At 72.5% G+C, this 11,131-nt stretch carries 15 protein-coding genes; 4 read left to right on the top strand and 11 right to left on the bottom strand.

Going from position 1 to position 11,131, the window contains the following annotated elements; genetic code table 11:
• The 4 genes from GRC12_RS20715 to rimP form a co-directional block, all read right to left on the bottom strand.
• A partial coding sequence (locus GRC12_RS20715; protein ID WP_208780801.1) for a translation initiation factor IF-2 N-terminal domain-containing protein occupies positions 1-243 on the bottom strand: 243 nt, incomplete at its 3' end.
• Positions 244-389: 146 nt separating this feature from the next.
• Positions 390-686: a YlxR family protein gene (locus GRC12_RS20710; RefSeq protein ID WP_133047438.1), complete on the bottom strand. Its 297-nt coding sequence runs from the start codon at positions 684-686 to the stop codon at positions 390-392.
• 101 nt (positions 687-787) lie between these two features.
• On the bottom strand, positions 788-1,774 hold the full coding sequence (nusA, locus tag GRC12_RS20705; protein ID WP_133047437.1) for a transcription termination factor NusA: 987 nt from the start codon (positions 1,772-1,774) through the stop codon (positions 788-790).
• A 2-nt stretch (positions 1,775-1,776) separates the two neighbouring features.
• Positions 1,777-2,286 (bottom strand): ribosome maturation factor RimP, encoded by a 510-nt coding sequence (gene rimP / locus GRC12_RS20700; protein WP_208780800.1) that lies wholly within the window; start codon positions 2,284-2,286, stop codon positions 1,777-1,779.
• A gap of 210 nt (positions 2,287-2,496) precedes the next feature.
• Between rimP and GRC12_RS20695 the strand changes: the two genes are divergently transcribed.
• The 3 genes from GRC12_RS20695 to GRC12_RS20685 are packed head-to-tail and all read left to right on the top strand — an operon-like array spanning position 2,497 to position 4,454.
• The gene (locus tag GRC12_RS20695) at positions 2,497-3,030 is read left to right on the top strand and encodes a hypothetical protein (RefSeq protein WP_208780799.1); all 534 of its coding nucleotides are present in this window, start codon (positions 2,497-2,499) and stop codon (positions 3,028-3,030) included.
• Entirely contained in the window at positions 3,027-3,503 is a 477-nt protein-coding gene (locus GRC12_RS20690; RefSeq protein WP_208780798.1) for a ferritin-like domain-containing protein, read from the top strand. Before GRC12_RS20695 ends, GRC12_RS20690 begins: the two co-directional genes overlap by 4 nt.
• 27 nt (positions 3,504-3,530) lie before the next feature.
• Complete coding sequence (locus GRC12_RS20685; protein ID WP_208780797.1) at positions 3,531-4,454, top strand: aminoglycoside phosphotransferase family protein; 924 nt, start codon at positions 3,531-3,533, stop codon at positions 4,452-4,454.
• 20 nt (positions 4,455-4,474) lie between these two features.
• Here GRC12_RS20685 and GRC12_RS20680 read toward each other — a convergent pair whose 3' ends face one another.
• The 4 genes from GRC12_RS20680 to GRC12_RS20665 are packed head-to-tail and all read right to left on the bottom strand — an operon-like array spanning position 4,475 to position 7,491.
• Complete coding sequence (locus GRC12_RS20680; protein ID WP_208780796.1) at positions 4,475-4,675, bottom strand: ferredoxin; 201 nt, start codon at positions 4,673-4,675, stop codon at positions 4,475-4,477.
• A 1-nt stretch (position 4,676) separates the two neighbouring features.
• Positions 4,677-5,891: an NADH-ubiquinone oxidoreductase-F iron-sulfur binding region domain-containing protein gene (locus tag GRC12_RS20675; RefSeq protein WP_208780795.1), complete on the bottom strand. Its 1,215-nt coding sequence runs from the start codon at positions 5,889-5,891 to the stop codon at positions 4,677-4,679.
• The gene (locus GRC12_RS20670; RefSeq protein WP_208780794.1) at positions 5,888-6,469 is read right to left on the bottom strand and encodes a ferric reductase-like transmembrane domain-containing protein; all 582 of its coding nucleotides are present in this window, start codon (positions 6,467-6,469) and stop codon (positions 5,888-5,890) included. Before GRC12_RS20670 ends, GRC12_RS20675 begins: the two co-directional genes overlap by 4 nt.
• Positions 6,466-7,491, bottom strand: a complete 1,026-nt coding sequence (locus GRC12_RS20665; RefSeq protein WP_208780793.1) for an FAD:protein FMN transferase — start codon at positions 7,489-7,491, stop codon at positions 6,466-6,468. Before GRC12_RS20665 ends, GRC12_RS20670 begins: the two co-directional genes overlap by 4 nt.
• A gap of 21 nt (positions 7,492-7,512) precedes the next feature.
• Here GRC12_RS20665 and GRC12_RS20660 point away from each other — a divergent pair, with 21 nt between their 5' ends.
• On the top strand, positions 7,513-7,830 hold the full coding sequence (locus GRC12_RS20660; RefSeq protein WP_244373440.1) for a hypothetical protein: 318 nt from the start codon (positions 7,513-7,515) through the stop codon (positions 7,828-7,830).
• A gap of 89 nt (positions 7,831-7,919) precedes the next feature.
• Here the strand turns inward: GRC12_RS20660 and GRC12_RS20655 are convergent, their stop codons facing one another.
• The 3 genes from GRC12_RS20655 to GRC12_RS20645 form a co-directional block, all read right to left on the bottom strand.
• Positions 7,920-9,623, bottom strand: a complete 1,704-nt coding sequence (locus GRC12_RS20655) for a proline--tRNA ligase (RefSeq protein ID WP_208780792.1) — start codon at positions 9,621-9,623, stop codon at positions 7,920-7,922.
• A 74-nt stretch (positions 9,624-9,697) separates the two neighbouring features.
• Positions 9,698-10,228: a GNAT family N-acetyltransferase gene (locus GRC12_RS20650; protein ID WP_208780791.1), complete on the bottom strand. Its 531-nt coding sequence runs from the start codon at positions 10,226-10,228 to the stop codon at positions 9,698-9,700.
• A 54-nt stretch (positions 10,229-10,282) separates the two neighbouring features.
• Positions 10,283-11,131 carry a GNAT family N-acetyltransferase gene (locus tag GRC12_RS20645; RefSeq protein WP_208780790.1) on the bottom strand — a complete coding sequence of 283 codons (849 nt, stop codon included), beginning with the start codon at positions 11,129-11,131 and terminating at the stop codon, positions 10,283-10,285.

Raw genomic sequence — 11,131 nt, 5'->3', positions numbered from 1 at the left:
CGGACGGGCGGCCTGCGCGGGAGAGGGGGCCGCCGGACGTGCCGGGGCGGCCTTGCGTGCGGGGGCGGCCTTGCCGCCTCCGTTGCCCTGCTGGAGGGCGTCCGTCAGTTTGCGGACGACGGGCGCTTCGATGGTCGAAGACGCCGAACGGACGAATTCACCGAGTTCCTGGAGCTTGGCCATGACGACCTTGCTCTCAACCCCGAACTCCTTGGCGAGTTCGTATACCCGGACCTTAGCCACTTCGCTCCTTTTAGGTCCGGGTGCGTCCGGACCGTCGCTACTTCATGGGCGTACTCATCGCGTGCTCATCGAGTGCTCATCGCAATCTCGACCTACTTCCAACTCGCGGGGTACCTAGGGCCGCACGGGGTTCCGTACGGCACGTCTTACGGTGTTGCCTGCTCAGCAACTGTTGTCTGCTCGACGTACTGGCGCAACGCCTTAATGTCGAGCGCTCCCGGGGCGCGCAGCGCCCGCGTGAACGCCCGGCGGCGTACCGCCTGGTCGAGACAGACCGAGGCGGGGTGTACATAGGCACCCCGGCCGGGCAGCGTACCGCGAGGATCGGGGACGCAAGCGTCCTTGATCGCCACGATGCGCAGCAGATCCGTCTTGGCCGCTCGTTCCCGGCACCCCACACAGGTGCGTTCAGGGCAGGCGCGGGCGTGCGTCCGGCCAGACACTCCTCAGTCTACCTCCCCGTACCGACCTCACCCCTCTGGGTGAGGTTTCGAACAGCCGCCGGGCAAGATCCGTCTCGATCCAACCCACCCCGGGCCGAGATCTATTCCCCGGCCTGCTCGGTGTCGGGCCGGATGTCGATCCGCCAGCCGGTCAGACGGGCCGCGAGGCGGGCGTTCTGGCCCTCCTTGCCGATCGCCAGCGACAGCTGGTAGTCCGGCACCGTCACGCGCGCGGAACGGGCGGCGAGGTCGACGACCTCCACCTTGGAGACCCGGGCCGGTGAGAGGGCGTTGGCGACCATCTCGGCCGGGTCGTCGGACCAGTCCACGATGTCGATCTTCTCACCGTTCAGCTCGCCCATCACGTTGCGCACCCGGCCGCCCATGGGGCCGATGCAGGCGCCCTTGGCGTTCAGGCCCGAACGGGTGGACCGTACGGCGATCTTGGTGCGGTGACCGGCCTCACGGGCGATCGCGGCGATCTCCACGGACCCGTCGGCGATCTCCGGCACCTCCAGGGCGAAGAGCTTCTTCACCAGGTTGGGGTGGGTGCGGGAGAGGGTCACCGAGGGGCCGCGGACGCCCTTGGCCACGCGGACGACGTACGACCGCAGCCGCATGCCGTGCGGGTAGGTCTCGCCCGGCACCTGCTCCTGCACGGGCAGGATGGCCTCCAGCTTGCCGATGTCCACGAGCACGTTCTTCGGGTCGCGGCCCTGCTGGACCACTCCGGTGACGATGTCGCCCTCGCGGCCGGCGTACTCGCCGAGCGTCGCGTCGTCCTCGGCGTCGCGCAGCCGCTGCAGGATGACCTGCTTGGCGGTGGTGGCGGCGATACGGCCGAAGCCGGACGGGGTGTCGTCGAACTCGCGGGGCTCCTGGCCCTCCTCGAGGTCCTCGGGGTCCTCCTTCGCCCACACGGTCACATGTCCGGTCTCCCGGTTGAGCTCCACGCGCGCGTGCCGGCGGCTTCCCTCGGTGCGGTGGTAGGCGATGAGGAGGGCCGACTCGATCGCCTCGACCAGCAGGTCGAAGGAGATCTCCTTCTCCCGTACCAAGCCCCGCAGGGCACTCATGTCGATGTCCACGGCTACGCCTCCTCTTCCTTCTTGTCGTCCTTGTCGTCCTTGCGGCTGAACTCGACCTGCACGCGCGCCTTGTCGACGTCGCCGAAGGCGACTCTGCGCGTGGTGGCCTTGCGCCCCTTGACCCCGGGCACTTCGAGGTCGACGCCCTCGTCGTCGACGTCGAGGATCCTGGCGACCAGTTCGCCGCCCTCGGCCAGCTGGAACCTCACCAGCCGGCCCTTGGCGCGCACATAGTGCCGGTGCTCCTTGAGGAGGCGTTCCGCGCCCGGGGTGCCGACCTCGAGGGTGTACTCGCCCTCGCCCATCGCGTCCGTCTCGTCGAGCTTCGCCGAGAGCGCGCGGCTCACATCGGCGATCTGGTCCAGATCCGCACCGGTGTCGGAGTCGACGACGACGCGCAGCACCCGCTTGCGTCCGACGGAGTCCACTGCGATCTCTTCGAGATCCAGGCCCTGGGAGCTGACGAGCGGTTCCAGGAGCTCTCGCAGCCTCTCGCTCTGGGTGGTGCTCATCCGGGTGACTCCTCGGCCGCGTGTGCTGTTGTGGGATGGTCGCGTGTCTGGTCAAAGGGTATCCGGTCGCAGGGAGTGTTGCCGTCCACCTGTGCACGGCCGGTGCCGATGAGCGGCACCGAACGTGAGCGCGGGTACCGTGATCACGGCGGAACACTCCCGCCCGTGTGTTCGCCCGATGTTCGTACGAGCCCCCCGAGGACGTCACCCGTGCAGTACCCCCCACACTCGCGCACCCTCTCGGGGTCGCGCAGAAGATCCCTGCTCGTCTCCGCCGCCGGGACCGCCCTGCTGGCGGGCTGTTCGCACGGCTCCGGGGAGTCCGAGGAGAGCACCGGCGGCAGCCCGTCGCTCACCGCGAGGGCACGCGCGCGTGCGGCTCGGGAGAGCGCGGGGCTGCTGCAGCGGTACGACGCCGTGCTCGCCGCGCATCCGGCGGCGGCGGAGCGGCTGCGGCCCCTGCGGGCGGAGGTCCTGCGGCACACCGAGGCGTTCGGAGGGACGGTCACGAAGGGAAGCCCGGCGTCCGCGTCGCCGTCCTCGTCGGCGTCCCCGTCGGCGTCCGCCGCCGTACCGGCAGACGAGAAGGAGGCCGTCGCGCAGCTCGCCGCCGCCGAGCGGGCGCTGGCCGAACGGCGTACGGCGGCGCTCCTGGACGTGCCGGGAGAGCTGGCGCGACTGCTGGCGTCGGTCGCGGCGGCCGGGGCGGCGCACGCGTATCTGCTGACGGAGGGTGCCAGGTGAGCGACGAGAGCAGGCAGAAGGCGCTGAAGGCCCTGCAGGCGGCGCTGGCCGCCGAGCACGCGGCGGTCTACGGCTACGGAGTGGTCGGCGGCCGGATCGGCCAGGACCGGCGCGCCGAGGCCCGTTCCGCCTACGACGCCCACCGCTCCCGCCGTGACGCCCTCACCCGCGACATCCGGGACCTCGGGGGCACGCCGGTCGCCGCGGCGGCCGCGTACGCGCTGCCGTTCCCGGTGCCGGACCCGGCGGCGGCGGTGAAGCTGGCCGCGCAGCTGGAGGACCGGGTGGCCGGGGTGTACTCCGACGTGGTGCGGGCCACCGAGGGCGAGCGGCGGCGCTCGGGTGCCGATGCGCTGCGGGAGGCGGCGGTGCGGGCGGTGCGCTGGAGCGGGGAGAGCGTAGCCTTCCCTGGGCTCGCCGAGCGGGCGGGCACGACCGGCACGACCTCCGCCTCGCCGACGCCCTCGGCGTGACCCGCACGGGAAGGGAACGACTCGGGTATGGCTTTCGAACCCCCGCAGCGTCTGGTGCGGGCGCTCGGCGAGACCGCACCGGACGGTGACGGCTGGCTGGAGAAGCTGCCCGAGGCGGCGGAACGGGCCGTCGCGCTACGCGAGTTGACCGTGGAGCGGGTGCAGGTGCCCGGGGGCCGCAGCAGCCTGGTCGTGCTGGTCCGGCGCCCCGACGGCAGCCCGGCCGTGCTCAAACTGGCGCCGCCGCGGTCGCGGCCGGCGGCCGAGCGGGCGGCGCTGTCCCACTGGGGCGGCCTCGGGGCCGTACAGCTCGTCGAGAACGTGACGGGGAACGACGCGCAGGACGACGCTCAGGACGGTGTGCTGCTGCTGGAGCGGCTGCATCCTGACGTCTCCGTGCGGTCGCTGCCGGAGGCGAAGGCGCTGCTGGAGGCGGCGGGGACCTTGCGGCGGCTGTGGGTGGAGCCGCCCGCCGGTCATGTCTTCGAGACGGTCGCCGAGCGGACGGGGCGGCAGGCGGAGGCGATGCTGGCCGGCGCGGGTGCCTTCGGCGAGGTGGCCGGACTGGTCGACGCGGCGCTGGGAGCGCGGGCGGAGCTGTTGGGGGCGCCGCCCGAGGGGCGGCTGCTGCACGGGACGTTCCGGCAGAGCAAGGTGCTGGCCGGGGAGCGGATGCCGTGGTTGGCCGTGGGACCGGATCCGGTGGTCGGGGAGAGTGCGTTCGATCTGGCTCGGTTGGTGCGGGATCGGGTGGAGGACCTGATCGCCTCGCCGTCGGGGGCGGCCACTACTCGGCGGCGGGTCAAGCGGCTGGCCGAGTCGTTGGACGTGGATCAGGAGCGGTTGCGGGGGTGGACGTTGTTCCGGGCCGTGGAGTCGGGGGTGCGGGCCCTTCGGGTGGGGCGGGCGAAGGATGCGGAGCTGTTGCTCGAGTTCGCCGGGTGGCTTTGAGGTCGTGCCTGAAGGGGCGCTCACCCTGCCGTCAGTTTCAACGCGAGGACCGGACAGTCCGCCGCCGCTCTGCGTGCCCGCTTCAGAGTGCGGGCCGGGACGGGAGCCCCGTCGATCAGCGGGTAGCCCCACTCGTCCAGGGTGATGTGCTCCGGGAGGAGTTCCGCGCACAGGCCGTGGCCCTGGCAGGACGTCCAGTCGATGTCGACGCGCTGGTCCATCTCAGGTCTCCTGGGGTACGGGGAGCAGGGGGGTGCGGTCCGTTGCGGTGCACAAACCCCTTGCGTGGGCGTCCAGTTCGGATGCGAAGGTCGTGAGCGCGCTGCGGACCAGGCGGACCGTGCCGTCGGGGTGGTGGCAGGCGCCGCGGCCCTCGACCAGGCCGGACCAGCGGGACACGTCGGTGCGGGTGCTGCCCTGGGGGCCCGGGGTCGCCAGGCTCTGGAAGGCGGCCGCGATGCGGGGCAGGCCGTTGAGGCAGGGGCCGCACTGGCCGGCCGACTGGAGGGCCAGGTAGCGCAGGACCCGGGCCGTCTCCGCGAGGCCGCAGCGGTCGGCGGGGAGTGCGGCCAGGACTCCGGCGCCCATCGTCGTCGCCTCCAGGGAGAGTTGGGCCGCCTCCGCGGCCGGGATCCAGCTGCCGTGGTAGCCGCCCAGGAGGACGGCGGACATGCCGTGCGGGGGGACGACGCGGTGCAGCGGTGTGCCGAACGGGGCCTCGATCACGCGGGGTTGGCGGCCCGGTACGTGAACCGTGCAGAGGGCGCTGCCGGGTTGGCCGGGCGTGCCCGCCGAGCGGAACCAGTCGGGGCCGTAGCGGGCGATCAGGGCGAGGTGGGCCAGGGTCTCGACGTTCTGGACCAGGGTCGGCGCCCGGCGCACACCGCGTTCGCGGACCGGCGGGTCCTGGTACGCCGGCAGCGCGGCGGCTCCGCCGACGAACTGGGCGAGCGCCGAGGCCTGGCCGGACAGGAACCGCTTGGGGAGCCGTAGGACCTGGACGGGGACCGGGTCCCCGCGGTGGGCGACGGCCGATGCGACGGAGGAGACGCCTTCCTCGACCGCCAGGTGGGCCTCCCCCGCGCCGACCGCCCGGGCCGCCACCTGCAGGCCGTCGAGGACCAGGTGCGGTGACAGCGCGAGCAGCGTCCTGTCCTTGCGGCTCGCGGGCTCGCCCTCCGCGCCGTTGGCGACCACGACCGGAGTACGGCCCGTGCGGCGGGCGGCCTCGACGACCGCGGTCAGCTTGCGGTGCACCGGGAACGCCGCTCCCCCGCGGCCGGTGAGCCCGGACGCGGCGATGGTGGTGAGCAGTGCGGCCGGGTCGCCGTAGGAGAGTGGGCCGTAGCGCTGTTCGTGCGTGGCGAGGTCGGCCGGGGTGCCGGCGGGCGCGAGCAGGCGCGGGGGCATGTGGAGGTCGAGGTGGGTCGCGGTCATGAGCGGGCTCCTTCGGCCGTGCGGAGAAGGGCTGCGGGGGTACGGCGGGCCGCGCGGGCGGAGTGCGCCAGGCGGATGCCGCCGGCGGCGACGACCGCGGCCACGCAGGAGACCGTCAGCCAGGTCATCCAGCCGGTGCCGGTGTCCGTGCCGATGCCGATGCCGTGGAGCAGGGCGACCGGCCAGGAGGCGTAGGCCAGCCAGTGGAGGGCGCGCCAGGCGCGGTGGCCGAGGCGTTCGCGCAGGAGGCTGGTGATCAGGACGGTGAGCATCAGGTCGAGGGCGACCGTGCCGAGGCCGAGCCAGAGGGGTTGGTAGTCGGAGACGAAGGGGACGAGGACGTCGGTGAGGGTGATGTCGACATAGCTGTCGAGTACGGCGAGGGCGATGTGGAGGGTGAGGAAGGCCGTCGCGGAGAGGGAGAGGGTGCGGTGGAGGGAGACCGTGCCGAAGTGGGGGAGGCCGGGGAGTTTGCCGCGGAGCTTCACTGCGATGCCGAGGAGTACCACGACCGTGACGAGGATGAGGCTGATGGCACCTGTGGCTCGGTTGGCGTACCAGAGGGTTTCGGATGTCATGCGGCTGACCCCCGGTGGGGGCTGGTCGCGCTCCGCGGCGAAGCCGCTGATTGATACGGTCCCGCGCCCCTGAGGGCGTTTGGCCAGCCCGGAGTCGTCATGACCTGCCCCTCCTGGCTCACCAAACGCGCCGGCAGGGCCATCCTGGTCAGCCAACCCTCCGCCCCCGCCCCCTTCACCAGGGCCGCTGTCGTCGCCGCGTTGGCCTCGGCGCAGGTGGGGGCCGCTGCCGTGACCGTGCGCCATGGGGTGTGGGCCGGGAGGCCGGTGTGCGGGTCGATGATGTGGTGGAGGGTGTGGTCGCCGCGGCGCCAGTTGCGGGCGGCCGTCCCCGACGTGGCGAGGCCTCCGCTGTGCAGACCGACCAGGGCGTACGGGCCCTGGGGCGGTGTCTTTCCGACCGGGCCGGTGATGTCCTGGACGCGGATCTGCCAGCCGTCGGCCGGGGGCTCGCCCGCGACGGCGGTGTCGCCGCCGAGGCTCACCAGGACTCCGCAGCCGGCCGTCCGCGCGAGCAGCGCGGCGGCCTTGTCGGCGGCCCAGGCCTTCGCCGTGGCGCCGAGGTCGAGGCGGACGCCGGCCGGGACGGTGACCGTGTCGGTCGCGCGGTCGAGGTGGACGGTGCGCCAGCCGGGGGTGCGCCTCACGGTGAGCCGGATCGGGCGGTCGTCCTCCTGCACCAGCGTGAAGTCGCGGTCGTAGCCGATCGCGTCCATCGCCGAGCCGACCGTGGGGTCCACGGCGCCGTCGGTCGTCTCCGCCGCGTCCAGGGCTACCGCGAGGGCTTCGGCGAGCAGCGGGCTGACCCGGACCGGGCGGCCCGCGCTGTCGTCGAGGGCGGCCAGTTCGGAGTCGGTACGGAAGCGGCTGCAGGCCGCGTCGACCTCGGCGAGGTGCCGGGCCAGCAGCAGGGTGCAGGAGTCCAGCAGGGCCGGCTCGGTGACGACCAGGCGGACCGTGGTACCCAGGGCACGCCACTCGACGGCGGCCGTGGTGCGGGGCTCGGCCGGCGCGCTCGTCACGACGCGCCCGAGGTGGAGTCGGTGGAGCCGCTGCCGTCGGAGGACGTCAGGCCCCCCGTGGACGAGGCGGAGGAAGAGGTGTCGCCGGACGACGAGGACGAGCTCGTACCGCTGTTGTCGCTGCTGCCCGAGTCTGTGCCACCGCTCGACCCGGTGCTGCTGTTCGTCGTCGAGGACACCGCGCTGGTGTCCGTGTGCATCGTGCCGATCAGCGCGAACATTCCGGCGGCGGCCGCCAGTGTAACGGCCGCCGCGGTCGCCGCGGTGCGCCGGGTCCCTCTGCGGACCGCGGCGAGAGCACCTCGTTCCCTGCTGGTCATGTCGTTCCCTCCCTGGTGACGTTCTGTCACGCACTACGGTCGGGTACGACCCTCAGAGAAGTCTGTGAGGCGGCTTCAGGTGCCCCCAGAGGTTTCTGAGGAGTTCCTTTACGCGGTGAGCCGGGCGATCGCCTCGTCCACCGTCAGCTCCTCGCGCTCACCGGTCCTGCGGTCCTTGAGCTCCAGGACGCCCTCGGCGGAGCGGCGGCCGGCGACCAGGATCTGCGGTACGCCGATGAGCTCGGCGTCGGTGAACTTCACGCCCGGGGAGACGCCGGCGCGGTCGTCGACGAGGACGCGCAGGCCGGCGGCGCGCAGCTTCTCGGAGACGTCCAGGGCCAGTTCGGTCTGCAGGGCCTTGCCGGCGGCGACGACGTGGACGTCGGCGGGCGCGACCTCCTTCGGCCACACCAGGCCCTTGTCGTCGGCGGTCTGCTCGGCGAGCGCGGCGACGGCGCGGGAGACGCCGATGCCGTAGGAGCCCATGGTCACGCGGACCGGCTTGCCGTTCTGGCCGAGGACGTCGAGCTTGAGGGCGTCGGCGTACTTGCGGCCGAGCTGGAAGATGTGGCCGATCTCGATGGCGCGGTCCAGCTTCAGGCCGGTGCCGCACTTGGGGCAGGGGTCGCCTTCCTGGACGACCACGACGTCGACGTACTCGTCGACCTGGAAGTCACGTCCGGCGACGACGTTCTTCGCGTGCGTGTGGGCCTTGTTGGCGCCGGTGATCCAGGCCGTGCCGGGGGCCACGCGCGGGTCGGCGATGTACCTGACCTTCTCGCCGCGGCCCTGCGGGCCGACGTAGCCGCGGACCAGGTCCGGGCGGCCGGCGAAGTCGGCCTCGGTCACCATCTCGACGACCGCCGGGGCGAAGTGCGCCTCGACCTTGTCCATGTCGACCTCGCGGTCGCCGGGGACGCCGACGGCGACGATCTCGCCGTCGACCTTGACGAGGAGGTTCTTGAGGGTGGCGGAGGCCTCGACGCCGAGGTGGGCGGCGAGGGTCTCGATGGTCGGGGTGTCGGGGGTGGGGATCTCCTCGAGCGCGGGCACGCCGTCGGCGTCCACCGGCTTCAGCTCGTAGGTGATCGCCTCGGTGTTGGCGGCGAAGTCGCAGTTGGGGCAGTCGGCGAAGGTGTCCTCGCCGGCGCCGGCCGGGGCGAGGAACTCCTCCGACTTGGAGCCGCCCATCGCGCCGGCGGTGGCGGCGCAGATGCGGTAGTCGAGGCCGAGGCGCTCGAAGATCCGCTGGTAGGCCTGGCGGTGCAGGGCGTAGGAGCGGGCGAGGCCCTCGTCCTCGGTGTCGAAGGAGTACGAGTCCTTCATCAGGAACTCGCGGCCGCGCAGGATGCCGGCCCGCGGGCGGGCCTCGTCGCGGTACTTGTGCTGGATCTGGTAGAGGATGACCGGCAGGTCCTTGTAGGAGGACGCCTGGTCCTTCACCAGCAGGGTGAAGATCTCCTCGTGGGTCGGGCCGAGGAGGTAGTCGCCGCCCTTGCGGTCCTTGAGGCGGAACAGCTCCTGGCCGTACTCGTCCCAGCGGCCGGTGGCGTCGTAGGGCTCCCGGGGCAGCAGGGCGGGGAGCAGGACCTCCTGGGCGCCGATCGCGTCCATCTCCTCGCGGACGACGCGCTCGACGTTGGCCAGCACCTTCTTGCCGAGCGGCAGCCAGCTCCAGATGCCGGCCGCGGTGCGGCGGACGTAGCCGGCGCGGACGAGCAGCTTGTGGCTGAGGACCTCGGCGTCCGCCGGGTCGTCGCGCAGCGTCTTCGCCATCAACTGGGACATGCGCTGGACCGGTGCGTTGGCCATGGTTCTCGTACTCCTGCCGGGAAAACGGTGATGGCTAGGAGGTTAGCCGGGCTTGCTCTGCCGGTGGAAATCCGTTACCGGCGGCGCAGCGGGAGGGTGGCGCCCATCACGGCGTACGGCTTCGGGGCGCTGGGGAACAGGACGCGGCGGGCCAGGTCCTCGTAGCCGAGGGAGTGGTAGAGGCCGCGGGCCGGGCTGTCGGTGTCGATCGCGGACAGGATCGAGCGGGGTTCGGCGGCGGTGTCGGTGATGGTGGTGATCAGGGAGCGGCCGATGCCCCGGTTCTGGTAGCGGGGGTGGACGTGCAGCTCGGTGATCACGAAGGAGTCGTCGAGCCAGGCGTCGTGGCCCTGGGCGCGGAGATAGGGCTCGACGACGGTCGACCACCAGTGGGTGCGGTCGTTCGGCATGCCGTACACGAACCCGACGAGCCGGCCGCCGCTGGTGGCGCCGAGGGCGCGGGCTCCGGGGTAGGTCATGTGGCGCAGGACGATCTGCCGGCGGACGGCCACCTCGTCCGCGCCGAGACCGAAGGCGACGGCCTGGACGGCGAGAGCCTCGTCTACGTGGGCGGGGAGGTCGAGGGGGCCGATGACGAGGTCCATGCGGGGGAGACTACAGGTCTCCCACCAGGCTCAGAACAGCACTGTGAACAGCGGCTAGAAGAGCACGCTCGTGAACGCGCCGACCTCCTGGAACCCCACCTTCAGGTAGGTCCGCCGCGCCGGGGTGTTGAAGTCGTTGACGTACAGGCTCACCACCGGCGCCACGTCGGCCAGGGCGTAGCGCAGGACCGCCGCCATGCCGGGCGCCGCGAGGCCCCTGCCCCGGTACTCGGGGGCCACCCAGACGCCCTGGATCTGGCAGGCCTGGGGGGTGGCCGCGCCGATCTCGGCCTTGAAGACGACCTTGCCGTGCTCGTCGAGGCGGGCGAAGGAGCGTCCGGAGCCGACGAGTTCGGCGACCCGGGCCTGGTAGAGCAGACCGCCGTCGCCGGCCAGCGGGGAGACGCCGACCTCCTCGGTGAACATCGCCACGCACGCCGGCATGATCGTCTCCATCTCGTCCTTGCGGATGCGGCGGACGTACGGATCCGGGGGTATGTCGGCGGGCATGCGGTCGGCGACCATGAGCGGCTGGTGGGCGCGGACCTCGCGGGCGGGGCCCCAGCTGGGTTCGAGCAGCCGCCACAGCTGGGTGGTGGCCTCGGCGGGGCCGACGATGGAGGAGCAGCGGCGGCCGGCCCGGCGGGCGCGGTCGGCGAAGGAACGTACGGCGCGCGGGGTGGCACAGATGGGGACCAGGTTGGCGCCGGCGTAGCAGAGGGACGTGAGCATGCCGTCCTCGTAGAAGCCCCACATCTCGCCGCCGAGCCGCCACGGGTCGAGGCCGGCGACCTGGACGCGGGACGTCACGAAGGCGTTCGCGACCGGCTCGCGGTCGAGGACGGCGAGCGCGGCGTCCAGGTCGCTCGGTTCGAGCACTCGGGAGGTGGTCTGGGTCAACAC

Source organism: Streptomyces griseorubiginosus (assembly GCF_017614965.1).
Lineage (GTDB): Bacteria > Actinomycetota > Actinomycetes > Streptomycetales > Streptomycetaceae > Streptomyces > Streptomyces griseorubiginosus_B.
Note: the sequence above shows the minus strand (reverse complement) of the source record. Positions and strands in the feature narration are given on the sequence as shown.

Excerpts from the sequence above, each read along its gene's own strand:
- rimP (WP_208780800.1), bottom strand. The coding sequence starts at position 2,286 with ATGAGCACCACCCAGAGCGAGAGGCTGCGAGAGCTCCTGGAACCGCTC.
- GRC12_RS20685 (WP_208780797.1), top strand. The coding sequence starts at position 3,531 with ATGGCTTTCGAACCCCCGCAGCGTCTGGTGCGGGCGCTCGGCGAGACC.
- GRC12_RS20680 (WP_208780796.1), bottom strand. The coding sequence starts at position 4,675 with ATGGACCAGCGCGTCGACATCGACTGGACGTCCTGCCAGGGCCACGGC.
- GRC12_RS20675 (WP_208780795.1), bottom strand. The coding sequence starts at position 5,891 with ATGACCGCGACCCACCTCGACCTCCACATGCCCCCGCGCCTGCTCGCG.
- GRC12_RS20670 (WP_208780794.1), bottom strand. The coding sequence starts at position 6,469 with ATGACATCCGAAACCCTCTGGTACGCCAACCGAGCCACAGGTGCCATC.
- GRC12_RS20655 (WP_208780792.1), bottom strand. The coding sequence starts at position 9,623 with ATGGCCAACGCACCGGTCCAGCGCATGTCCCAGTTGATGGCGAAGACG.
- GRC12_RS20650 (WP_208780791.1), bottom strand. The coding sequence starts at position 10,228 with ATGGACCTCGTCATCGGCCCCCTCGACCTCCCCGCCCACGTAGACGAG.